Annotated in this window: 23 protein-coding genes; 15 read left to right on the top strand and 8 right to left on the bottom strand. The window is 61.5% G+C overall.

The genetic code is table 11. The annotated features are described in order from the left end of the window. The first annotated feature begins 59 nt into the window (after positions 1 to 59). Both DTX69_RS06695 and DTX69_RS06690 read left to right on the top strand, forming a co-directional pair. On the top strand, positions 60 to 1,046 hold the full coding sequence (locus DTX69_RS06695; RefSeq protein ID WP_284735596.1) for an MDR/zinc-dependent alcohol dehydrogenase-like family protein: 987 nt from the start codon (positions 60 to 62) through the stop codon (positions 1,044 to 1,046). Beyond that, positions 1,043 to 2,068 carry a Gfo/Idh/MocA family protein gene (locus DTX69_RS06690; protein WP_119300728.1) on the top strand — a complete coding sequence of 342 codons (1,026 nt, stop codon included), beginning with the start codon at positions 1,043 to 1,045 and terminating at the stop codon, positions 2,066 to 2,068. Before DTX69_RS06695 ends, DTX69_RS06690 begins: the two co-directional genes overlap by 4 nt. Positions 2,069 to 2,147: 79 nt before the next feature. Here the strand turns inward: DTX69_RS06690 and DTX69_RS06685 are convergent, their stop codons facing one another. Both DTX69_RS06685 and DTX69_RS06680 read right to left on the bottom strand, forming a co-directional pair. Further along, the gene (locus DTX69_RS06685) at positions 2,148 to 2,771 is read right to left on the bottom strand and encodes a VTT domain-containing protein (protein WP_119300727.1); all 624 of its coding nucleotides are present in this window, start codon (positions 2,769 to 2,771) and stop codon (positions 2,148 to 2,150) included. Between the two features lie 57 nt (positions 2,772 to 2,828). Then, positions 2,829 to 3,329 (bottom strand): methyltransferase family protein, encoded by a 501-nt coding sequence (locus DTX69_RS06680; RefSeq protein ID WP_119300726.1) that lies wholly within the window; start codon positions 3,327 to 3,329, stop codon positions 2,829 to 2,831. Between the two features lie 142 nt (positions 3,330 to 3,471). Here DTX69_RS06680 and DTX69_RS06675 point away from each other — a divergent pair, with 142 nt between their 5' ends. Both DTX69_RS06675 and DTX69_RS06670 read left to right on the top strand, forming a co-directional pair. Beyond that, entirely contained in the window at positions 3,472 to 3,963 is a 492-nt protein-coding gene (locus tag DTX69_RS06675; protein ID WP_162916768.1) for a MarR family winged helix-turn-helix transcriptional regulator, read from the top strand. A gap of 574 nt (positions 3,964 to 4,537) precedes the next feature. Continuing rightward, entirely contained in the window at positions 4,538 to 5,512 is a 975-nt protein-coding gene (locus DTX69_RS06670) for a trypsin-like serine peptidase (protein ID WP_162916766.1), read from the top strand. A 178-nt stretch (positions 5,513 to 5,690) separates the two neighbouring features. On the opposite strand, the gene DTX69_RS06665 is transcribed toward DTX69_RS06670, so the two are convergent. The 5 genes from DTX69_RS06665 to DTX69_RS06645 form a co-directional block, all read right to left on the bottom strand. Continuing rightward, on the bottom strand, positions 5,691 to 6,374 hold the full coding sequence (locus tag DTX69_RS06665; RefSeq protein WP_119300723.1) for an ABC transporter ATP-binding protein: 684 nt from the start codon (positions 6,372 to 6,374) through the stop codon (positions 5,691 to 5,693). Next, entirely contained in the window at positions 6,374 to 7,123 is a 750-nt protein-coding gene (locus tag DTX69_RS06660) for an ABC transporter ATP-binding protein (RefSeq protein ID WP_119300722.1), read from the bottom strand. The genes DTX69_RS06665 and DTX69_RS06660 overlap by 1 nt, the downstream gene beginning before the upstream one ends. Further along, positions 7,116 to 8,105: a branched-chain amino acid ABC transporter permease gene (locus DTX69_RS06655; RefSeq protein ID WP_284735595.1), complete on the bottom strand. Its 990-nt coding sequence runs from the start codon at positions 8,103 to 8,105 to the stop codon at positions 7,116 to 7,118. The genes DTX69_RS06660 and DTX69_RS06655 overlap by 8 nt, the downstream gene beginning before the upstream one ends. Continuing rightward, the gene (locus tag DTX69_RS06650; protein ID WP_119300721.1) at positions 8,102 to 9,022 is read right to left on the bottom strand and encodes a branched-chain amino acid ABC transporter permease; all 921 of its coding nucleotides are present in this window, start codon (positions 9,020 to 9,022) and stop codon (positions 8,102 to 8,104) included. Before DTX69_RS06650 ends, DTX69_RS06655 begins: the two co-directional genes overlap by 4 nt. A 162-nt stretch (positions 9,023 to 9,184) precedes the next feature. After that, the gene (locus tag DTX69_RS06645; RefSeq protein ID WP_119300720.1) at positions 9,185 to 10,324 is read right to left on the bottom strand and encodes an ABC transporter substrate-binding protein; all 1,140 of its coding nucleotides are present in this window, start codon (positions 10,322 to 10,324) and stop codon (positions 9,185 to 9,187) included. A gap of 288 nt (positions 10,325 to 10,612) precedes the next feature. Here DTX69_RS06645 and DTX69_RS06640 point away from each other — a divergent pair, with 288 nt between their 5' ends. The 5 genes from DTX69_RS06640 to DTX69_RS30565 all read left to right on the top strand — a co-directional run bounded on the left by DTX69_RS06640 (position 10,613) and on the right by DTX69_RS30565 (position 15,966). Beyond that, entirely contained in the window at positions 10,613 to 11,587 is a 975-nt protein-coding gene (locus DTX69_RS06640; RefSeq protein ID WP_119300719.1) for a TRAP transporter substrate-binding protein, read from the top strand. A gap of 72 nt (positions 11,588 to 11,659) precedes the next feature. Then, on the top strand, positions 11,660 to 12,178 hold the full coding sequence (locus DTX69_RS06635) for a TRAP transporter small permease (protein WP_119300718.1): 519 nt from the start codon (positions 11,660 to 11,662) through the stop codon (positions 12,176 to 12,178). A gap of 6 nt (positions 12,179 to 12,184) precedes the next feature. Next, positions 12,185 to 13,498, top strand: coding sequence for a TRAP transporter large permease (locus DTX69_RS06630; RefSeq protein ID WP_119300717.1), 1,314 nt, complete (start codon positions 12,185 to 12,187; stop codon positions 13,496 to 13,498). Between the two features lie 46 nt (positions 13,499 to 13,544). After that, positions 13,545 to 14,474, top strand: coding sequence for a hypothetical protein (locus DTX69_RS06625; protein ID WP_119300716.1), 930 nt, complete (start codon positions 13,545 to 13,547; stop codon positions 14,472 to 14,474). A gap of 751 nt (positions 14,475 to 15,225) precedes the next feature. Next, positions 15,226 to 15,966, top strand: coding sequence for an FAD-dependent monooxygenase (locus DTX69_RS30565; RefSeq protein WP_284735594.1), 741 nt, complete (start codon positions 15,226 to 15,228; stop codon positions 15,964 to 15,966). Positions 15,967 to 16,003: 37 nt separating this feature from the next. Here DTX69_RS30565 and DTX69_RS06615 read toward each other — a convergent pair whose 3' ends face one another. Beyond that, on the bottom strand, positions 16,004 to 16,678 hold the full coding sequence (locus DTX69_RS06615) for a Crp/Fnr family transcriptional regulator (RefSeq protein WP_162916764.1): 675 nt from the start codon (positions 16,676 to 16,678) through the stop codon (positions 16,004 to 16,006). 692 nt (positions 16,679 to 17,370) lie between these two features. Here DTX69_RS06615 and DTX69_RS06610 point away from each other — a divergent pair. The 6 genes from DTX69_RS06610 (at position 17,371) to DTX69_RS06585 (ending at position 23,288) form a co-directional block, all read left to right on the top strand. After that, positions 17,371 to 17,667 (top strand): hypothetical protein, encoded by a 297-nt coding sequence (locus DTX69_RS06610; protein WP_162916762.1) that lies wholly within the window; start codon positions 17,371 to 17,373, stop codon positions 17,665 to 17,667. 704 nt (positions 17,668 to 18,371) lie between these two features. Further along, positions 18,372 to 19,595 carry an amino acid ABC transporter substrate-binding protein gene (locus tag DTX69_RS06605; RefSeq protein WP_119300713.1) on the top strand — a complete coding sequence of 408 codons (1,224 nt, stop codon included), beginning with the start codon at positions 18,372 to 18,374 and terminating at the stop codon, positions 19,593 to 19,595. An 89-nt stretch (positions 19,596 to 19,684) separates the two neighbouring features. After that, positions 19,685 to 20,587, top strand: a complete 903-nt coding sequence (locus tag DTX69_RS06600) for a branched-chain amino acid ABC transporter permease (RefSeq protein WP_284735593.1) — start codon at positions 19,685 to 19,687, stop codon at positions 20,585 to 20,587. Beyond that, a complete protein-coding gene (locus DTX69_RS06595; protein WP_284735592.1) occupies positions 20,584 to 21,651 on the top strand; it encodes a branched-chain amino acid ABC transporter permease in 1,068 nt (355 codons plus the stop codon). Before DTX69_RS06600 ends, DTX69_RS06595 begins: the two co-directional genes overlap by 4 nt. Further along, entirely contained in the window at positions 21,648 to 22,391 is a 744-nt protein-coding gene (locus DTX69_RS06590; protein WP_119300712.1) for an ABC transporter ATP-binding protein, read from the top strand. Before DTX69_RS06595 ends, DTX69_RS06590 begins: the two co-directional genes overlap by 4 nt. Continuing rightward, positions 22,392 to 23,288, top strand: a complete 897-nt coding sequence (locus tag DTX69_RS06585) for an ABC transporter ATP-binding protein (protein WP_119300711.1) — start codon at positions 22,392 to 22,394, stop codon at positions 23,286 to 23,288. Positions 23,289 to 23,344: the final 56 nt, after the last annotated feature.

Raw genomic sequence — 23,344 nt, 5'->3', positions numbered from 1 at the left:
GAACGTGCTGCAGGAACAAGGGTTAGCGGACAGGGCATTCGACCGTCATGCGAGAGACGATGAGGGGCTCATCAATTGACACAGAGACCATGTGTGCCGCCGTGCTGGTCGGGCCGGGCCGGATTCGCATCGAGCAGACACAGAAGCCGCAGCCGGGTCCCCGCCAGGTGCGTGTTCGGCTGGAGGGGTGCGGCGTCTGTGCGTCGAATCTCGTTCCCTGGGCGGGCCCGGACTGGATGCAATACCCGACGGCGCCGGGGTCTCTCGGTCACGAGGGCTGGGGTGTCGTCGATGCGGTGGGTGACAATGTCACAGCGATCACGGTCGGGGACCGCGTCGCGGCGCTCTCTTACCACAGCTATGCCGAATATGACGTGGCGGACGCGGATTGCGTGGTTAAACTCCCCGGTCCTCTCGCGGGCCAACCCTTTCCGGGCGAGCCGCTCGGCTGCGCCTTCAACATCTTCAAGCGCAGCGATGTTGCGGCCGGCCATACGGTCGCGATCATCGGTATCGGGTTCCTGGGCGCGCTCCTCACCAGACTGGCAAGCAATGCCGGAGCGCGGGTGATCGCTATCTCGCGGCGGCCTAGTTCGCTCGATCTCGCGCGCGCCATGGGCGCGGCTGAGACCATAAAGATGGATGACCATCGTCGCATCATCGCGCAGGTCAAGGACCTGACGGCCGGGACGTTCTGCGACCGTACAATCGAAGCAGTCGGTAAGCAGGGGCCGCTCGATCTCGCAGCTGAGCTCACGCGTGAGCGCGGCCTCATGATCGTTGCCGGCTACCATCAGGACGGTCCACGGCAAGTGAACATGTGGCTTTGGAACTGGCGTGGTCTCGATGTCATCTGCGCGCATGAGCGCGATCCGGCCATCTATATCCAGGGTATCCGGTCAGCCGTGGATGCGGTCGCGGCCGGCCGGCTCGATCCTCGCGTGCTTTACACACATACCTACCCGCTAGAGCGGCTGGACGAGGCGCTCGATGCGACGCGCGAACGTCCGGACGGATTCGTCAAGGCGCTGGTGACCTATCCATGATGCAGACCGCGCCCGATCGCGTGAGCGAGACAGCACTGCACCGGCCGCGGCTGGGGTTTCTCGGCGTGGGGTGGATCGGTCACCACCGGATGAAAGCGATCCTGGAGACGGGCGCCGCAGAGATAGCCGCTATTGTGGATCCTTCGCCGGAAATGATCCGCCGCGCGGCGGAGCTGGCGCCGGATGCCGTCTGCGGCGGGACGTTCGATGAGTTGCTCGAGGCGGGACTTGACGGCGTCGTGATCGCGACGCCAACCGCTCTGCATGCCGCCCAAGCGATCCGCGCGCTCGAGCGCGGCTTGGCGGTGTTTTGCCAGAAGCCGCTAGGCCGAACCGCGACGGAAGTGCGCGCGGTACTCGATGCGGCGCGCCGTGCCGACCGGCTGCTGGCCGTCGATTTCTCCTATCGCTTCACAGTGGGCATGCGCCTTATCCGCGACCTGATCTCTCGCGGCGAACTGGGGCGCATCTATGCCATCGATTTGGTGTTCCACAACGCCTATGGGCCTGACAAGCCCTGGTTCTATGACGCTGCTCTCTCCGGTGGTGGCTGTGTCATGGATCTCGGCGTTCATCTCGTCGACTTGGCCCTCTGGACTTTGGATTTTCCCAAGGTCTCGCGCGTCTCTTCAACGCTGTTTGCCGGCGGCGAGCGGCTCAACATGGTGAACGGGCGCGTGGAAGATTACGCCAGTATTGCGCTGGAACTGGAGACCGGTGCGGTTGCACGACTGGTCTGCTCATGGCGACTCCAAGCGGGCCGCGATGCGCTCATCTCTGCCGCCTTCTACGGCACCACGGGTGGTGCGGCACTACGCAACGTGAATGGATCTTTTTATGACTTCATCGCTGAGCACTACCGCGGTACCCAGTGCCAGAGAATCGCAACCCCGCCGGATGCCTGGGGCGGTCGCGCCGCGGCCGATTGGGCAGTCCGACTGGCTGCTGGCCAGCGCTTCGATCCAGACGCCGAAGACTTGTTTATAGTGGCAGACACGTTGGACTGGATATATGGACGATAGCTGTGAGCGAGTTGAGGCTGATCATGGTTCGCCACCACGCATCTCGGCTTCGCTACCTGACTTGCTATAGTGACATTTCTCACATTGCTCGCCGCTGCATGAGATAAACGACGATGGGTAGAAGGAGGATGGGAAGGACGTAGCTAACCACGAGGGCCAAGATCGGCTGGTCCGCCCAGCCAGCGCCGATCGCTGCGAAGACGAATGCCGCGGGTACGCTGCCGATGGTCAGCGCCATGATAAATTTCGGCATGGTCATGCCCGCGAGGCCGGCGAGAAAGACCATGGCCTCGGGGATGCTGTACGGAAGACTGCGGGTGAGAACGATCGCCCAAGCCCCGCCCCGGTCGAACAAACCCTCCATCTTGTGCAGGGACTTGAGTCCAACGAACCGCCGCACAAGACGCCGTGCGGAGGTGAGCATCAGGCCGTAGCCGAGAAGACCACCGGTGATCAGGCCGAAGCTACCCAGCAATCCGCCGAGCAATGTCCCATAGATGATGCCGAGTGCGGTGATCACGGCAGTCTGTGGGATCGGCAATACCAGATCGACCCAGATGAGAGCAATGCCTACGGCCCACGCCCAACTACCATACTTTCTGAGCGTCAGTACGGCAACGTTGGCCTCCTGGGGTGTCGGGATCGTCGCGCAGGAGGAGAGCACGACCGCCAAGACGCCGATCACAATCAGGCCTGATCTCACCTGGGCCTCCGAATGCGCAGCGCGTCGGCGCTAGAGGGCCAGCGCTGTGTCCGACGGCTACAGCCAGCGGCGCACACGGCTCTTGTAGTCCCGATAGGCGTCGCCGAATCGCCGTTCCAGATACATCTCCTCGCGCGCGACGACGCCGAAGCGGATCGTGATTGCCAGAGGCAGCGTGATCATCAGCACCCACGAGCTCTGTGCGGCCACGCCGATGCCCCCGTAGATGAGGAACATGCCGAGATAGATGGGATTGCGGGTCCAGCCGTGAATGCCGGTCGTCACCAGCACGCGGGTGGGTTTGTTCCCGGGCACCGGCGTCCCGGCCAGTGAGAAGTTGCGAATACCCGAGCCTGCAAGCGCCAACCCGATGAGGATCAGCGCGCCGCCAATGATCCAGTGGACCAAGTTGGTCCCTGGAACCGGGAACGGCAAAGGCAGGAGGCGATCCCAGACAAGGCCGAGCAGAAGAGCGGCGAGAAAGAGGAAGGGTGGTCGCGCGATGACGCCCGCCGTTTCTGTGTCGTCCATCTGTTGTCCATCTGTGTCCATATCCATGGTTGCTCCCGCAGATGCTGGAGGACACGCAGCAGAGATTCTGAAAATGACAACTAAGGTGTCAGTCTACGATTTGACAACTAAGGTGTCAATTGAGAATTGGTATACTGGAGACCTGGTACAGCCAAAGGGAACGGAGGCGATGGTGTCGACACGACAGAGAACAGGTGCGAGCCCAATCGTCGACAGCAAGGGCGAGGCAGTCGCTCAGCTGATGCTCGAAGTCGCCCAGTGTTTCTTTAGGATAAGGGCCCTCGGCCAGAAGACAGGGCTCATCACGAGCTGGGGCGGCGGTGCGTTCGGGTTTATGCGAAGCCTTGCGCTGCTTGGTCCGCTGACCGTGCCCCAAATCGCGGAGATGCGGCCCACCAGCCGCCAACGCATGCAGCGGCTGGCGGATGAGCTTGCCGCCGAAGGGCTCGTGAAGTTCATCGACAATCCGAAGCACCGGCGCTCGAAGCTGGTGCGGCTTACGCCTAAAGGTGAGGCGCGCTACCAGGAGCTCAACGACCGCCTCTTGGCGATCGCCTCGACGATGGGTGTCGCTCTCGGCGAAGTGGATATCCGCAAGACCATCGAGATCATACAGCGGCTTAGCGATGACGTGAAAGCGCGCTCGGAGCAGCTATCGTAGTCCCAAGCCTGCGGTGTGCCATATAAGCTGACTTTGCGAATAATACTGCTTCTGGCACTCGCCGAGCGGCAGCAATTGGGACGTCTGCTGTCGGAGGTAAATCCGACTTAGTTCAATTGACTGGATAGGCTCTGTTTGACCCGGAGGCGGCGGCGTTACCTTGAGGTGAGATCGCAACCTGCATCATTGAGCATGCGGTGTGCGGTTTGATCACCATCTGCGCTGTGAACTCTGGTTTGGCCTGCTCATAGGCATATTCCGTGCGTGTCAGCAGACAGCGTGACCGGTGCGCGCCCACATCGGCGATATCGTTTCGGGTTGGCGTAGAGCGCGCAAGACGCGAGGTCGCTCTGTTATCGGCTTTACACAAGGCGCACAAGTGAAAGTCGTGGACACCGTGCCGCTTCAAGCCTACTATAGAGATCGGGTCGGCAGGCAGTGGCCCCAATATCGGCATTGATACGATGATCATGCGTGCGGGGCGGTCATGTTCCGCCGCCGGGCCTGCTATTTTCTCACGAAGCGTTCTCAGGATAGTCGGGTTGCGGTCCCAGGCACCCGCCAAGGAGGGACAATGACGTCGCACGTCGAGAATGTGTTCCCGATGAATCCGGAAGAGCTCCGCCGCCGGCCGCGCGAAGCGGCCCGGGAAGAGGTCCCCAGAGAACTGCAGGGCTTGATCTCGTCCGTGCCGCCGAGCAAGTCCGTGCGCTTCGTCGAGCGCGCGGCCCCATCCGAAGCGGTTGCGCAGACCGACTCCTATCGCCCGGCCTGGATTGCAGGGGCGTTCGCTCCGCAGCGCCTGCGGCTGCCTGAGCCACCTGTCGTGACGCATCGCGGCCATCGGCTGACGCCCGCCATCGACTGTCATTTCTATGGCTCCGATGATCGGAGGATCTACAACGACACGAGCTATCCGTGGGGATGCGTGTGCCGGATCACCAACGCGAACGGTCGCATGGGCTCCGGTGCGCTCATCGGCCCGCGTCACATCTTGACGGCAAGTCATGTCGTGGCTTGGAACACCGATGTAGCCGAGAAAATCGAGGTCCACTTTGCTGGGAACGCGGCTCAGGCGACCGTCTTCGATACCCTCGCTTATGCCTATACCCAGATCCAGGGCGATCCGGGCGCGAGCACGGTCGATGAGGATTATGCGGTACTCGTCATCAACGAAAGACTGGGCGACCGCTTCGGGTGGCTCGGTACCAAGGTCTACAGCTCGTCCTGGGACGATCTCAGCGTCTGGTTCAACATGGGATATGCCGTCAATCCCGGCACGTCGTTCCCGCTCTTTCAGATGGGCAAGAGCATGGACGAAGACGAATTCGACTACGGTTCCGGAAGGGCGATGACTACCAACGCGGATATCTGCAGGATCCAGTCGGGATCGCCAATGTTCGGTTTCTGGGAGAATGATCCAGGCGCCTACGCGGTCGCCGTCGTGTCCGCCATCGGCCAAGTGTTCGCCTCCGGACTCGAGAACTGGTGCTCGGGTGGCTCGGATCTATCCCGGCTCGTCAACCAGGCGCGGAATGAGAACCCATAGTCATTGACTTCTTCGCTTCCTCGCGGACGCGCGTGACTCGTCGTGGATTGCGGCGCGATCGTGAACGCGCGCGTCATTGCATCGGTAGCGAATGCCACCGCATCGAAATGGATGCGGTGTCCGCACATCCCAGAGGGCGTGAAGCGCCTCTAGCGCCGTAAAGCCGGCGCGCAACGGATCAGACACCCAGATAGCGGTCCTGAAGCTGGGCCGTGAGTTCGTCAGGCCGCCCCCTCCAGACGGTCACGCCCTTTTCCAGAACAAAGGCGCGGTCGGCGATCGGCAGAAGCTCGGCGAGCGCCTTGTCGACAACGAGAATGGATTGACCGCCAGCCTTCAGCCTACGGATGGCAGCCCAGATGTCCTGCCGGATCAATGGCGCCAACCCTTCGGTCGCTTCGTCCAGGATCAGGAGCTTCGGATTGGTCATCAAAGCGCGGCCAATGGCGAGCATCTGCTGTTCGCCGCCGGAGAGTGTATTGGCATATTGGTCCCTCCGCTCTTCGAGTTGGGGAAAGAGGGCTGCGACGCGGGCAGGCGTCCAGGTGCCCGGCCGCGCCGCCGCCACCAGATTCTCACGCACCGTCAGATTGGGAAAACAGCGGCGGCCTTCGGGAGCGAGGCCCATGCCCAGGCGGGCTATACGGTGGGCAGGCAACCGTGACGTCTCGGTACCGTCAAAGCGCACACTTCCGCTTCGCGATCGCAAGAGACCGAGGATCGAACAGATCGTCGTCGTCTTTCCCATACCGTTGCGCCCTAAGAGAGCGACGACCTCGCCATCATCGACGGCGAGGTCCACTCCGAAAAGCGCCTGCAAGGCACCATAGAACGCTTCGAGACGCGACACTTCCAGGAGCATCAGATGTGCTCCCCGAAATATGCGCGGCGAACCTCCGCATTGTTGCGGATCTCGCTCACGCTACCACTTGCGATGACCCGGCCGTAGACCAGGACGGAAACGCGATCGGCGAGCGCAAAAACTGCATCCATGTCGTGCTCGACGAGCAGAATGGGCGCTTCCTGCCTGAGGTCATTCAAGAATCCAGTAAGGCTCTTCGAACCTTCCGGTCCCATTCCAGCCATCGGCTCGTCGAACAAGAACGCCCTGGGGCAAAGCGCCAGCGCAATCGCGATTTCGAGCCGGCGGCGTTCTCCATGCGAAAGTTCCGCCGCGGTCACATGCGCGCGACCAGCGAGGCCAACCCGCTCCAGCATGTTCAATGCAGGTTCGGTCAGGGAAGGATCGCGCATGACAGGGCGGAAGGCGTGAAAGCTCGACCCCTGTTGCGACTGGACAGCCAGCATTACGTTGCGGAGTGCGGAGAATTCGGGGGCAAGCGACGAAATCTGGAAGGAGCGGCCGAGGCCGAGCCGCGCTCTTTCGGCAACGCCAAGACCACCGATGTCGCGTCCGAGAAACGCGATCGTGCCGCCATCCTGCTTGACGGTGCCCGCGATCTGATGGATGAGCGTCGTCTTGCCTGCGCCATTCGGTCCGATCAGCGCGTGGATCTCGCCCGCGCAAAGATCGAGGCTGACACCGTCCGTTACCGTCAGCGCTCCGTAGCTCTTTCGCAGATTCCGGACGGACAGGATGGCCTCAGCCATGGCGCACCTTCCCCGCCAGCAGGCCGAGCAGCCCCCCGCGTGCAAACAAGACCACGCCAAGCAGGATGAGGCCGAGGAAGAGCTGCCAACGCTCGGTGAAGCCGCCGAGGATGAACTCGAACAGCACGAAGAGCATGGCGCCGGCAACAGGCCCGAAAAGCCGGCCCGTACCGCCCAGAATGACGAGCACGATGAGCTCGCCAGACATCTGCCAGGAGAGCATCGACGGGCTGACGAAGCGATTGAGGTCGGCGAAGAGCGAACCGGCGAGACCGGTCATCATGGCGGAGAGCACGAAGGCGGCCAGACGGATCGGGAACGGCGAAATGCCGACGGCTGCGAGCCGCACTTGGTTCTGCCGCGCCGCCTGCAGGGCGGTGCCGAATCGTGAGTCGCGGATGCGCGCGAAAAGGTACAGCGCTGCAATCAGCAGGGCATAGCAGATGAGAAAGAAATTGAGCGGAAGCGCTGTGTTGATCCCTGGAAAGGCGTTGCGGAGCCCCAGCGAGAGGCCGTCCTCGCCGCCGTAGGCCGGCCAAGAGGTTGCGAAATAATAGATCATCTGCGCGAACGCCAGCGTGATCATGATGAAATAGACGCCCGAGGTGCGCAGGCTGATCGCGCCTGTTACCAATGCGACAAGGCCGGACAGGACCACTGCCACCGGCCAGATGACGAGCATGTTGTCGGACCCGCCGATCTCGATCGGCCAGGTCATCAAAGGCTGAGCATTGGAGGCGTGGGTGGAAAGGATGCCCGCTGTATAGCCCCCGATGCCGAAGAAAGCCGCATGGCCGAAGGACACCAGCCCGCCCAAGCCGAGCGCAAGGTTCAGGCCGACCGCTGCGAGCGCCAGGATCGCCATCCGTGTGGCCAGCGTGATGTAGAAAGGCTCTTCCAACGCCAAAGCAGCAAGCGGCACGAGGAGCAGCAGTCCCGCCAGAAGGAAATTGATCGGCGTTTCGGCGCGCATCCTCTTCATGTGCTTGCCGCAAACAAGCCCCGCGGCCGGACAGCCAGGATCAACGCCATTACGATATAGATCAGCATGGAGGCGAGTGCCGCCCCGACGGTCGTCCCCTGGGAGGGGCCGAGAAAAAGGGCGAAGAACTGCGGCAGCAGGAAACGACCGAGCGTATCGACGAGACCGACGAGCGCAGCACCGACCAGCGCGCCCTTGATGGAGCCGATGCCGCCGATAACAATGACAACGAAGGCGAGGATCAGCACCGGCTCGCCCATGCCGACCTGTACCGACTGTAGCGCCCCGACCATTGCGCCGGCGAGGCCGGCAAGCGCCGCCCCGAGTGCAAAGACGACGGTATAAAGCGTGCGAATGTCCACACCGAGTGCGGCGATCATTTCGCGATCCGACTGGCCTGCGCGGATGCGCATGCCGAGCCTGGTCTTCGAGATGAGCAGGTAGAGCCCGATCGCCACTGCAATCCCCACGAGAATGATCGCCAGGCGGTAGAGCTGGTAGCGCGCTCCTGCCGGCAGGTCGACCGCACCGGACAGCACGGGCGGTATGTTGAGATAGAGCGGAAAGGAACCGAACAGCCAGCGCGTCCCTTCCGAGAAAATCAGGATCAGCGCAAACGTGGCAAGCACTTGGTCAAGGTGATCACGATCATAGAGCCGGCGGATGACGAGAAGCTCGACAATGGCGCCGGCGGCCGCTGCCGCTGCAAGGCTGGCCATGAGCCCGAGCCAGAACGAGCCTGTCGCCGTCGCGACGGCTGCACAGGCGAAGGCGCCGAGCATATAGAGCGAGCCATGTGCCAGATTGATCACGCCCATGACGCCAAAGATCAGCGTCAGCCCGGCCGCCATCAGGAACAGCATGACGCCGAACTGCACGCCATTCAGGATCTGCTCAATCAGGAGGGTCGTCTGCATAGGCTAACGGGATCTCAGGATTGGCATCGCTGCGGCTCGCCCTCACCCTGTCGGCGACATAGGCAGGGGTGAGGTGCGCAACTCATTGATGATGGGCCTTCAAGCTTGACGCCATCCCCCTTCTCTCCCGCAAAGCGGGCAGAAAAGGGGGAGACGAAGCCGTCACATCTTGCACTCGCTGGCGTAAGCGTCCTGATGGTCTTCCAGGCTCACGCCGATGATCTTGTTGGTCAGCACGTCGCCTTCCTTCACGACTTCCCGCACGTAGATGTCCTGGATCGGGTGGTGGTTGTTGCCGAATTTGAAGTCGCCGCGCACCGACTTGAAATCCGCCGCTTTGAGCGCGGCGCGGAAGGCATCTGCGTCCTTTACGCTGGCCTTGGCGGCGGCCGAGAGGATCAGGCTCGCCGTGTCGTAGCCCTGGCTTGCATAAAGCGACGGCAGCCGGCCGTACTCGGCCTGGAAGGTCTCGACGAACGTCTTGTTGGTCGGATTGTCGAGGTCCTTCGACCACTGCGAGGTGTTTTTTACGCCGATGGCCGCATCGCCGATCGCGCCCAACACATCCTGGTCGAACGAGAAACCGGGGCCCAGCACCGGGATACCGACGCCCGACTGGGCGTACTGCTTCATGAAGGCGATCCCCATGCCGCCCGGGAGGAAGATGTAAACCGAATCCGCGCCCGAAGCGCGAATCTGGGCGATCTCCGCCGCATAGTCGGTCTGGGCGAGCTTGGTATAGATCTCGCCGGCGAGCTCACCCTTGTAGAAACGCTTGTAGCCCGTCAGCGCATCGGTGCCGGCAGGGTAGTTGGGCGCCAGGATGAAGGAGTTCTTGTAGCCTGCGGTGTTGGCGTAGTTGCCCATCCCCTCGTGCAAATTGTCGTTCTGCCAGGCGACATTGAAATAGTTTTCGTCGCATTTGGCGCCAGCGAGCGCTGAGGGGCCGGCATTGGGCGAAAGATAGAACTTGCCCTGCGCGACCGCGTTCGGCACCACGGCCATCGCAAGATTGGACCAGATGATTCCGGTCAGAATATCGACCTTGTCGCTCTGGATCATCTTGTCGGCGATCTGCACCGCTAGCTCCGGCTTCATCGCGTCGTCCTCGACGACGACCTCGATGTCCTTGTTGCCCGATTGCTTGATCGCAAGCAGGAAGCCGTCGCGCACGTCGATGCCAAGGCCCGCCCCGCCGCCCGAAAGCGTGGTGATCATGCCGACCTTGACGGGCTCGGCAAAGGCAACGCCCGACACGCTGACCGCAAGCCCAAACAGACCTGCCACAAGAGTTTTCTTCATTGTCTTCTCCTCCCAGTGGATTGCCCGCCGTTTAGCCTATTCAGCCCAGTTCCGCTTGGCCGGTGCAACACTTTTCCGGTTCGACCGCTCCTAAGGAACGGGGCGATCACGCCGTGGCAGGCCTGCGGTTGGTCCAGGACCTGTTTAGACGAAAACAGGCCGGCTTCTGGCTCGGCTTGTGTCCGGACGCGCACCCAATTTGAACCTTGCGCTCTACGCACCTTCGCGGTTCCAATAGGGCGATGAGAAAGAGAGTGGAACGGCGTGGCAAAAATGGGAGACCAGAAAATGAAGCATTTATCGGCGCTTCTTGCCTCGGCGGCACTCGTCGTGGCCTCGGCACCGGCCTTGGCGGCCGAGAAATGGGACATGCCTCTGGCCTACCCGGCGACCAACTTCCATTCCGAAAACGCTGTCGCCTTCGCCAAATGCGTGGCCGAGGGCACCGGCGGCAATCTGGAGATTGTCACCCACCCCAACGGCGCCCTGTTCAGCGGAAACGACATAAAGCGCGCCGTGCAGACAGGTCAGGCGCCGATCGGCGAACGCTTGATTTCGGCCCACGCCAACGAGAACCCGCTGTTCGGCATTGACTCCATCCCCTTCCTCGCGACCTCCTTCGAGGCTTCCGACAAGCTCTGGAAGGCCGCGCGCGAAAAGCTGACCCAGGCGCTCGATGAACAGAACCTGGTCTATGTCTATGCCGTCCCTTGGCCGCCGCAGGGCCTCTACTTCAAGAAGGAGGTCAACGCGGTAGCGGACATGAAGGGAATCAAGTTCCGCGCCTACAACGCCGCGACCGCACGCATCGCCGCGCTGGCCGGCATGGCACCCGTCCAGATCGAGGCGGCCGAGCTCAGCCAGGCGCTGGCAACCGGCGTGGCAGAGAGCTTGATCTCTTCAGGCGCCACGGGTGTCGATTCCAAGGTCTGGGAGAGCCTGACGCACTTCTACGATGTCCAGGCTTGGCTGCCACGCAACGTGGTCTTCGTCAACAAGGACGCCTGGAGTGCGCTCGACGATGGCACGCAGAAAGCGATCGCCGACTGCGGCGAGAAGGCGGCTGCGGAAGGAACCGCGAAATCGAAGGCGCTTACCGATCAGACTCTCAAGACGCTCGCCGACAACGGCATGAAAGTCTCCGAGCCCAGCGACCAGCTGAAGTCGGAGCTCAAGGCCTTCGGCGAAACCATGACCCAGGAATGGGTGGACAGTGCGGGCGCAGAGGGCAAGGCGATTATCGACGCCTACAAGGCGATGTGATCCTTGCAAACGCGGCGGCCCGGGTGCTGAGTCGAGCCGCAATCGGCGAGCGACTGTTTGGGAGAGGCCGTGATGCCTGCTATCCGGCGCGCACTTGACGCGATCTATGATGGCGCGGGCGTAATGGCGGCGCTCTGCCTCATCTTCATCCTTTGCGTGATTGTCCTGCAGATGGTAGCGCGATGGATCGGCACGCCCTTTCCCGGTTCCGCGGAGTATGCCGGGTATCTGATGGCCGCGGCCTCCTTCCTCGCCTTTGCTCATACGCTCAACCGCGGCGCCCACATCAGGGTGAGCCTGTTGCTGACAGTGCTCGGCGAGCGCCGCTTCTGGGGCGAGCTCTGGGGCCTTGTTGTCGGCACTGCCACGTCTTCCTACCTCGCCTGGTACGCGGTGAAGACGGTCTACTGGTCGTGGAAGTTGCACGACGTCAGCCAGGGTCAAGACGTGACACCGCTCTGGATCCCACAGCTGCCGATGGCGTTCGGCGCTATTCTTCTGGCGATCTGCTTCGCGGACAATCTCATCAGCCTGATTGCAACCCGCCAGGACAACATCCGGTCGGATGTGGTCGAGAGAGCGGCGGAATAGCCCGGCATGGAAGGCTTCGCCGCAATCGCCATCTTTCTGTTCGTCCTGTTCCTGCTGCTCGGCACCGGCGTCTGGGTGGGCCTTGCGCTCCTCGGCGTCGCCTGGGTCGGAATGGAGCTTTTCACGTTGCGACCGGTGGGCGACGCGATGATGACCACCATCTGGCGCTCGGCTTCGTCATGGACGTTGACGGCGCTGCCGCTCTTCATCTGGATGGGTGAGATCCTCTTTCGGACCCGGCTTTCAGAAGACATGTTCAAGGGTCTTTCGCCCTGGATGGCGAGATTGCCGGGTGGTCTGCTCCACACCAATGTGGTCGGCTGCACGGTCTTCGCCGCCGTCTCCGGCTCCTCGGCTGCCACGCTGACTACGGTCGGGAAGATGTCGATCCCGGAGCTCAGGAAGCGCCACTACCCCGAAAGCATGGTGATCGGAACGCTCGCGGGGGCCGCGACGCTCGGTCTGATGATTCCGCCTTCACTCACCCTGATCGTCTATGGGGTGACGATCAATGAGTCGATCACGAGGCTGTTCATTGCCGGCATCATCCCCGGCCTTGTCCTCTGTTTCCTTTTCATGGGCTATGTAGCTGTCGCCTCGAAGTTCTCACGGAGCTACCGTCCGGACCCGGAACCGGCAGTACCGTTCTCGCAGCGCTTCAAGAACTCGCGCTTCCTGATCCCCGTCCTGCTTCTGATCATCGCGGTGATCGGGTCCATGTACCTCGGGTTTGCCACGGCGACAGAAGCAGCCGCTATCGGGGTCGTCGGTGCCCTCGCGCTTGCTGCCGCGCAGGGCTCGCTGACTCGCATCACCTTTGCCGAAAGCCTGATGGGCGCGACGCGGACCTCTGCAATGATCGCTTTCATCCTCGCCGGCGCGGCCTTCCTTTCGTTGTCGATGGGCTTTACCGGCCTGCCGCGTGGCTTGGCTCAGTGGATCGGCTCTCTCGAGCTCTCGCGCTTGGAGCTTTTGATGGTGCTTCTCGTCTTCTACATCATCATTGGCTGTTTTCTCGACGGCATCTCCGCGGTCGTGCTGACGATCGCGGTCGTAGAGCCGATGATTCGGGAGGCGGGAATCGACATCATCTGGTTCGGCATCTTCGTCGTGGTGGTCGTCGAAATGGCTCAGGTGACGCCGCCCGTCGGCTTCAACCTCTTCGTGCTGCAAGGCATGACAGGGCACGAGATGAACTATATCGCGCGGGTGGCCTTCCCGATGTTCTTGATCATGATGCTTATGGTCTTCCTCCTGATCGCCTTCCCGGATCTGGCGACCTGGCTGCCGGCCAACATGTACTATCGGCCAGGCGGCTGATCCCGTTGGATACTGCCCCGCCTTCCCCATGCTGTCAGAGGCTGGAATGACTGCGATCGTCACCGGCCTCGGGTGGGTCGCGCGCCATGGCCGCTCCGTGCTCGTGCTGGGGCTTCTCGCCGGCATTCTCTTCCCCGATCTGGCGCTCGCGCTCAGGCCCTGGATCGGCGAGCTGGTCGCGGTCCTGCTGTTCATCGCAGCGTTGCGGGTCGGACCGCGGCAGGCCGTCGGCGCCTTGGCGGACCTCCGAAACTCGATAGTATTCACGTTGATTTTTCAGATCGCGTTTCCTGTGGCGGCGATGCTGCTGTTCCGGATTGCCGGATGGTCGGGTGCTCTCTCAACGGCGCTGGTGTTGATGATGGCAGCGTCTCCGATTTCGGGAAGCCCGAACCTGACGATCCTCACCGGACACGATCCAGCGCCGGCGTTGCGCCAGCTCGTCGTCGGAACAGCTCTCCTGCCCCTCACCGTCATTCCCGTGTTCTGGCTGGCGCCCGCGCTAGGCGACGGAGCGCAAGTGTTCACGGCCGCCGCTCGGCTGCTCCTCATAATCTCTCTGGCAGCAGGAGGCGCTTTCGCCGTCCGTTTCTGGTTCGCCAATCCGGCCAAGGAGACGTTAGTGGCGATCGACGGACTCTCAGCTATTGGGATGGCCGTGGTGGTCGTGGGCCTCATGTCCGCCGTTGGCCCGGCGATGGGCTCCAACCCTCAGGCATTTGCCCTCGCGCTCGGCGCTGCCTTTGCCGGCAATTTCGGCCTTCAAATCCTGGTGACCTTGTGGCTCCGGCGCTCCGGGACCCGTCATATAGCGGCCCCGTTGGGGATCGTTGCAGGAAATCGCAACATTGCGCTTTTCCTTGCCGCGCTTCCGGCGGCCGTGACCGATCCGCTTCTGCTTTTCATCGGATGCTATCAGATACCCATGTACCTCACGCCGATCCTGCTGGGCGCGTTCTATCGAAAGAGTGCCTGAGCGAGGCTAGCGTAAGAGAACTCTAACGCTGCTTCAAATGATCGCGCTTCCTAACCCATGTTAGTGCTACACAGGGCGGCGCTCATATAAGCCTGTCAACCCTGGGGTATTGGAGATCAAGAGGTCGGCACTCGGACGCCTTGGTCTCGAGCTCCAGTGACGTTATTGTCCAACTCAGCCGGCGTGCGGAATGGCATGCCGGTCCTTTTTCGGAAGCGTCCGCTTGCGAATGGACCACGACAGCAGAGTGCAGATTTTGGCGCAGCTCGCGCCGAGAGTTCGCCAAGCCGCAGAAGCAGAGTAGGACATGTCCTGTGACGAGAGGATCCGTCCTCATCTCCGGCCTCGGGATAGCAGGACCTTGTCTGGCATATTGGCTGGCAAAGGCGGGCTTCAGTCCGACGGTTGTCGAGCGCGACGCCTCTCCGCGAACCGGTGGATACGTAATCGACTTCTGGGGTACCGGATATGATGTCGCTGAGCATATGGGACTGACTCGCGACATTGCCCGAGAGGATTACCGCGTCAGGGAGCTCAAATTTGTCGACCGTCTGGGCCAGAGGACAGGTGGATTTGACGCTACTGTGTTTCAGCGGCTCTCGGGTGGTCGATTCGCGAGCCTGAGACGCGGAGCCCTTGCCAGTCTCCTCTATCGATCGATTGAATCGGAATGCGAAGTCATCTTCGATGATACGATCACCAAGATGACGAAAACCTCATCGGCGGTTGACGTTGATTTTCCTTCGACCTCGTGATTGGCGCGGATAGCCTTCATTCCACGGTTCGCAGACTGGCCTTTGGAGGACAAGGGCGTTTTGAAAGGCATCTCGGATACATGGCGGCGGCGTTTGCCGTGTACGGATATCGGCCGCGCGACGAAGGTGCTTATGTCGCTTATTCCGCGCCGGGCAAGCAGATCGCGCGATTTGCGGTCGAGGATGACGCGACTGTCATTTTCGCCGTTTTCGCGGCGAACGGCTTGGGCACGGCAGACCTGAGCGATCCAACAATCCAAAGGGAACTCCTGCATCACCAGTTCGATCGCGAGGGCTGGGAATGCTCTACGATGCTCAATCTGTTAGATCAGAGCGAGGATCTCTATTTCGATCGGGTGAGCCAGATACGCATGGAACGCTGGTCCAGTGGCCGGATCGCGCTTGTCGGCGATGCGGCCTACGCTCCGTCCCTCCTGGCGGGGCAGGGTGCGGCTCTTGCCATGACAGGGGCATACGTGTTGGCACGTGAGCTGGACGTTTTCGGCAGAGAATACGAAGCAGCGTTCTCGCGTTACGAAGACTGGATGCGTCCCCTCGTCGAGAGGAAGCAGAGAGCGGGCGAGACGCTGGCCGGCGCGTTTGTGCCGCGCACCAGGTTCGGTATTTTCCTTCGGAATCGAGCTTCCAAGGTGCTGTCCATCCCGTGGCTCGCAGGTCTGGTGCTCGGGCCCGTACTTCGCGATCAACTAAGATCCCCAGGCCTATACAGTCCTTGAAGGCCAACGGGGTCAGGCCACTGCAAGCAGGCGTCTGCTACTTGGGGCTCCGGTGCATGAGATATCTCGGATCAAAGTCTGAAACACGCATCAATTTCTCACGCGACAGGAGGCGAATCGTTCGTGCCTCCATCGCTATCAAGCCGTCGTTTTTCAGGCGATGGAGCACGCGGTTGACATGAATGCTTGTCAGCCCAAGGAGGTCTGCCAGATGCTCCTGCGTCAGGGGCAATGAGTACACATCCTCCGCCGCTTCGCCGATCAGCTCGAGGCGTAGGTACAGCTCCAGAAATACGTGGGCGAGCCGCTCATATGCTGATCTCCGACCAATGCTCGCGACCCGTTCTTCGGTGATGAAGCGATCCCTGGTGTCGGACCATAAGAATGCCAAAGATAGCCGCGGAGATTGCCGAAAATGCTCCATCAGCAGCTTCGCGTCGATCTTCGCAAGCTGCACATCCGTGAGCGCCACGATGGACTGCTCCGGCATTCCCAAATAGCTGGCATTCAATCCGATGAAATCACCGGGGAGAAGCAGGCGAGATATCTGGCGCCGGCCATCCTCGAACATCCGGAAGCGGTAGGCCCACCCCGCCAGCAGGACATAAGCCTCCCCGCCAACATGGCCCTCTGGGATGAGCGTGGCACCTGCGGGCGCGACTTGGGTGGTTGACAGCAGTCTGTCGACCACAATGACGTCTTCGTCGGTCAAAGAAACCGCTGAGCTCAGTTTCCGGTGAAGCGGTGTGTCCACCAAGAGGTCCCCCGATTGTGCCGACCGAAGTCGTCTGTTTCGGCGCCGTTGCGAACGAACCGACCATGAATGACCAAAGACGTGCTTTGCAGCAAGAGACTGGCCGAGCGCCGCCTTTCCTGGACGGGGACGAACAACGGCAATGACCGAATTTCGTCTGCCCTTGGCAATGTCACCGGTACACGGACGCCAGGTGGCCTGTCTCGCCCATTGGACAGAACTCCTCTGCCCAATCAAATAGATAGCCCACTCGCAGCTCCCATCATTGCCAGGAAAAGCCATGCGGCATCGCCGCTGTCGTGGGAACCTGCCGGGGCACGCCGGAGGATGGCCTAACCCATGTTAAGGCGAAGGCCGTCCCTTCCATGGAACATGGGCATGATTGACGGACGGCCCTAATGGCTATTCGAGCCGGTGACTGCCAGGCGTACGTCCTTGTCACACGGCTACGTCCGACACATGGGCTGTGTACCACGGGATGGCTCGTGAAAGGCAGTCTCCCGCCTAAGAGCGCCTCGCGGCGAAGCGGGCACTGCCTGCACAAAATCATGGATCAGGAGGGTGAAGCTTCGGCAAGGGTCTGGACCCTCGAGGCCGATTTGCAGCCAATCCCGCTAGAGCCCCGGTTCGTAATTCGGAGAGGAGGCTCGATGAGAGGACCTGAATCTTCACACATTCCGATCCTTGTCTTGGCCCTGACGCTGATGTTACTGGGCGGGCACGCCGCGCCTAGTCCGGCCTTTGCAGACGAGCCGCCTTATGTCTCAGCCCGTGACTGCATGCGTAGCGTCGCTGAGGTTGAAAACCGGAGGGAAAGACAAGAGGACGAGCTAAGCGCCAAAGCCAGGAGTCTGATCGCAATGGCCCGCGACCTCTGCATCCAATCGCGCTACGATGAAGTGCAGAAGCTGTTGGGCAATGTGGCGCAGATGGCCGAATCAGATTGATCCGGCAAGGATGCGGAAACATCCCACCCGGCGCTATCTTCGGCAGGGCCTCAGATCGTTCGGCCCAGCTAGGCCTGGACGATGACGATGGCTTGTGGCCATGGCGGAGCAGGCCGCCTGACGAACAGATGATTCTATTGCTTGTGCTGGGAGCGATTGAGACCAGGCGCGAGCCAATTGGATTCCGGCAGACGGCATTGTCGCTTCCAGCCTCCAGCCAACATAGCGGAGTCGGCAGACGAGGCCTAAAGCGCTTTCTTTGAGTGGAAGAAATATCAAGTGCAGACTGATCCCAAGCGCCCCGCGACGGCCTAACCTATGTTAAGGCGAAGGTGGTCCCTTCCATGAAACAGTAGAGTCTACCGCGAATCGCTGGGAATTCGCGCATGTGTTGCAGCGAAGGGGCACCAGTGGGCCTTGTGGCAGCGCCAGAGCAAGCTGGGGCCTGCGAAGGCGGGGCGGAGGGGTGCCATGTCCGCCAGCAGACCGTCCGGTGCGACTGCCGCTTGTCAGAGAACGTCAGCCTGGGTGCGTGACCCGAAGGGGCGCGCGCCGTCACGGCAAGCTGATGCACCGGCCGAATACCCAGCAAGCGGTGCGCCAACAAAATCGCGAGCGTTCTCGACGGCATCGGCCCAATCAGGACCTTCGAACCAAACGTTCCTTTCGGCTGGAACGCAAGAAAAACAAGGGAGGAACCAGCTATGCTGCATTATCGCACGTTTATGATCGCCGCTGTTGCAGCGGCGAGTTTGCCGTTCGCGGCAGCGAATGCCCAGTCCGATGGCAGCATCATCACTCTGGGCGCCGCGGTATCTCTGACCGGCAAGTACACGACCAACGGTGAACATACAAAGCGCGGCTATGATCTTGCCGTGAAGAAGATCAACGAGGCCGGCGGCGTGACGGTCGGTGACGAGACCTACAAGATCGAGATCAAGTACTACGACGACGAGTCAACGCCGGCCCGGGGTGCAGAGCTCGCTGAGCGCCTCATCCAGCAGGACGGCATCAAATTCATGCTGGGCCCCTATTCCTCGGGCATGACCAAGGCCATCGCGCCGGTGACCGAGGAGCACGGGGTGCCGATGGTGGAGGCCAATGGCGCATCGCGGTCGCTGTTCACCAATAACTGGAAATACCTCTTCGCCACGCTTTCGACGTCGGAACAGTACCTAACCGGCGCTATAACGCTCGTCGCGAAAAATGCGGACGATCTTGGCAAGGAGCCGGAGGAAATCAAGGTGGCCATGGCGTTCGAGAACGATCCATTCAGCCAGGACGTTCGCGAAGGTGTTCTTGACGACATGAAGGAGTACGGCATGGAGGCGGTCATCGACGACCAGCTTCCGCGCGAGCTCAACGACATGACTGCCACGCTCACGAAGGTGAAGGCGCTCAAACCAGACTTGCTGATTGTCTCCGGCCACTCCAAAGGTGCCGCGACGGCGATCCGCCAGATCAACGAGCTGAAGGTCAACTTCCCGGTCCTCGCCATGACCCACTGCGACTCCGCCGACATCATCGGTAAGTTCGGCGATGGGGCGGAGCACACGCTGTGTGCCACTCAATGGGCGCCGACGATGAGCTACTCCGACGAGCTGTTCGGCTCGGCGCAGGACTTTGCCAAGCTGTTCGAAGAGACCTATGGATATGCTCCACCCTATCAGGCCGCGGAGTCCGCGGCAGCGGTGCAAGTCTACGCCGATGCCTTCGAACGAGCCGGCGAACTGGACTCGAAAAAGGTACGCGACGCGTTGGCGGCGACCGACATGATGACGTTCTACGGACCGATCAAGTTCGACCAGGCCGGCAAGAACATCGCCAAGCCGATGGCACTCTATCAGGTGCTCGACGGCGAGTACAAGGTCGTCTGGCCATCCGGTGTCGCCGATACGGAAGCGGTGGTGCCGCGCCCGTCAACCTGATGGGTCGTGCAGATTTGGGCGGGTCGGTGACCGACCCGCCCGCATCCGCTCCATCATCGCGATGACGATCTGAAAAGCAGTCCCGGATCGTGCTGGACAACATCGAAATCCTCGTCCAAGCACCGGTCATCACGCTGGATCTCGTGCTCAACGGGCTCCTGCTCGGCGCCATCTTCGCGCTGGCAGCCTATGGTATGGCGCTCGTCTGGGGCGTTATGAACATCATCAACATTGCCCAAGGCGAGTTCGTGATCCTGGGTGGCTATGTCGCCGTCGTCATGGCGGCATACGGGATACACCCGCTCATCGCGGTGCCGGTAGCCGCATTGTTGCTCTACGCAATCGGCTGGGCTCTATACCGCACGGTGATTTTCCGGATCGTCGACCGGGATCTGTTCACCTCGATACTCGCGACCTTCGGCATATCGATCGTGCTGCAGCAGCTGATGAACACGATATTCGGCGGCAATGTGCGGATCGCCGACGCCGGGCTCGGCACGGTTTTCCTGATGAACGGCATGGTGTCGCTTGCCCAGGTCAAGCTTCTGGCCTTCGCACTCGCTGCCGTGCTCGGCTCGACGCTGGTCGTGTTCTTGAAGCGCTCTAGGCTCGGCCAGGCGATCCGGGCGACTGCGCAGCATCCGCGCGCTGCACGGGTGCTCGGAATCGACACCGATCGCGTTTATGCCGCGACCTACGGGCTCAACGCAGCGATCTGCGGTGCTTGCGGCGCCCTGGTGGCGATGGCCTATACGGTCCATCCCTATATCGGCCTGCCCTACACGATTCGATCCTTCATGATCGTCGTCGTCGCCGGGCTCGGCAATCTGGCCGGCGTCATAGCGGCCGGGCTGGGCCTTGGGGCGGCGGAAAACGTCGCAGGCTTCGTGTTCGGCACGCAGTACCAGCTCGCCTTCGTCTTCCTGCTCCTTGTTGTCGTGCTCGTGTGGCGCAACAGGCGGCTCGCGCGCAAGAGAGGATACTTGAAGTGAGCAAGTCGCGCCGACCTCTTCTCGGTCATCTCGCGATCCTGGCGATTGGCATTGCTGCGCCGCTTGTCTTTCCCGCCTGGCAGTCGCAGATGGCTGAGCTCTGGCTGTTCATCGTCTTCGCACTGACCTGGGACCTGGTCGGCGGCCAGATGGGCTACAACTCCTTCGGCAATGTCGTGTTCCTCGGTGTCGGCATGTATGCCTGCGTGGTCACGCAGGTCGGCCTGTTTTACCAAGTCTCTGCCTACAATGACGCGCGTGGCGGCGGGGCGACGATCTTCACGTTCGACCCCAGGCAGTACTTCGAAGGACTGGCAATCGGCCTGCCGGTCGGCGCCGTCCTTGCCGCACTCACGGCCGCCTTTCTCGGCTCCCTCGTCCTCGGAATGCGCGGACACTACTTTGCGATCTGCACGCTGGGCCTTGGCGTTGCCGCAGGCGAGCTCGCCAACGGTTGGGAATGGATCGGCGCGGGATCCGGCATGGTACCGCCCAACCCGCCAGGCGCCATAGGCGACCTGTCGCGCTTCTACTACTACCTCGCATTTGCGCTCGCCATCGTCACGTTTCTCGGCCTGCGTTGGCTCTATACGACGCGTTTCCGATTTGCCATCAACGCCATACGCGATAACGAGGACAAGGCCGAAGCGATGGGACTGCGGACCACGCAGATCAAGACGACGGCGTGGGTCATCGCGGCATTCTTCCTTGGCATCGCCGGGGGAATTCTCGGCAATCTCAAACGCTTCATCGATCCGATCGACACGGCCTTCGCCGGCGCCACTTTCGGCGTGTGGATGGTCCTGATGGCCGTGCTTGGCGGCAAGGGCACGCTGTGGGGGCCGGTCATCGGCGCCATACTGTTCCAGGTATTCAAGGAGGCAAGCTGGACCTATCTCCTTGGGTGGCAGCGCGTGGCACTCGGCCTCCTGATCGTATTGATCGTGGTATTTTTCCCGCAGGGCATCATGGGCTTCCTGCGCGAGCGCTTTCCGGCCTGGTTCGGTCACCGCGTGGAGGGTGTGAAGGACATGGACGCGGTTGAGGAGACGAAGGCTCGATGAACGCCATGCTGGAAGTCGAGCGCGTGTCGAAGTCCTACGGAGGTGTCCGGGCCAACCGCTCCATCAGTCTCTCGGTGGAGGAAGGCCGGATTGTCGGGCTGATTGGCCCCAACGGATCGGGAAAGACAACCCTGTTCTCCTCAATCGTCGGCACTCATCCGATCGACGAAGGAGTCATCCGTTTCGAGGGACGCGAGATATCCCATCTTCGGGCCGCCGACGTTGCGCGCCTCGGCCTCATCCGCACCTTCCAGCAGACGCGGATCTACGGCCGCATGACCTGTGTCGAAAACATGTTGATCTCCTCCTCTCAAAGAGGGAGCAGCCTGTTCGATCTGTTCCGGGCGCGGAATCCTCTGCGCGAGAAGCGTGCCGAGGAATTGCTCGAGTTCGTCGGGCTCCACCCCAAGCGCCATCTGCAGGCCGGCTCGCTCTCCTTCGGCCAGCAAAAGCTGCTGGAATTCGCCATGGCGCTCATGAACGAGCCGAAAATGCTGATGCTCGACGAGCCGACGGCCGGCATCAACCCAACGCTCATCAACGGAGTGATCGACCGTCTGAAGCGGGCCAACGAGGAGTTCGGTATCACGCTATTCGTGATCGAGCACAATATGCGCGTGATCATGAACCTGGCCGAGTACATCTATTGCCTGGCGCATGGCGAGCTCCTGGCCCAGGGTCGACCGGACGAGGTCCGCAACGACCAGCGCGTGGTCGACGCCTACCTGGGATCGCACTGAATGGCGGAACGGAAGCGGCAACCGAAAAACCTGCCAACCGAGCGGGCGCGCCAAGGTTGTTCGGGACGTGCTTCCGAGCCGGTAGATATAGTGCTCTCCGTAACTGACGTTGCGCGTGAAGCCGAGCGGCTCGTTGCTGACGCTCCGTCGATCGATGTCCTCGACCAGCTGGCCGGTGGCGATGTTGTCCTCGCCCTCGACGGCCTGCGTGCCGGCTACGGACCGATGGAGATCCTGCATGACTTCTCGCTCAGGGTGGGGAGGGCCCAGTCGCTTTGTCTAATCGGGCCGAACGGAGCCGGTAAGTCGACCGTGCTCCATACCATCTTCGGCTTTACCAATATCTATTCTGGTACGGTGCAGATCGGGGGGCGTGATGTGACCCGACTCAAGCCCAACGACAAGCTCAAGCACGGCGGCATCGCCTATGTACTGCAAGACAACTCCGTTTTCGCCGACATGACCGTGGAGGAGAATCTCTGGATGGGCGGCTATCTCATGGACTCGCCGAAACAGGCCAAAGCGGCGGCCGAGCGGATCCTCGAGAAGTATCCGCGACTGGCGGAGCGGCGACATCTACCGGCCCGTGTCCTCTCAGGCGGTGAACGGCGTCTTTTGGAGATCTCGCGTGCCCTCGTTATGGACCCGCAAGTGCTCCTGATCGATGAACCCTCACTTGGACTGGAGCCACGCTTCATCGACATGGTGTTCGAGATCATGAACGAGCTGCAGCGACGCGATGGCAAGACCATCCTCATGGTGGAGCAGAATGCGAAGAAGGGGCTGGAATTCGCCGACATCGGCTACGTCCTTGTCTCCGGCCAGCTCGCTCGCGCCGGCAGAGGGGGTGAGCTTGCCGCAGATGCCGAGGTGGGCCGGCTGTTCCTCGGCGGATAAGGGCGCCAAAGAGAAAGGCTCATAACGGTGTTGTCGCAGGTTCGAGTCCTGCCGCG

The sequence above is a fragment of the Dongia deserti genome (genome assembly GCF_003574735.1).
Lineage (GTDB): Bacteria > Pseudomonadota > Alphaproteobacteria > Dongiales > Dongiaceae > Dongia_A > Dongia_A deserti.
The sequence above is the reverse complement of the archived record's forward strand: the minus strand, read 5'-3'. Positions and strand labels throughout refer to the sequence as shown.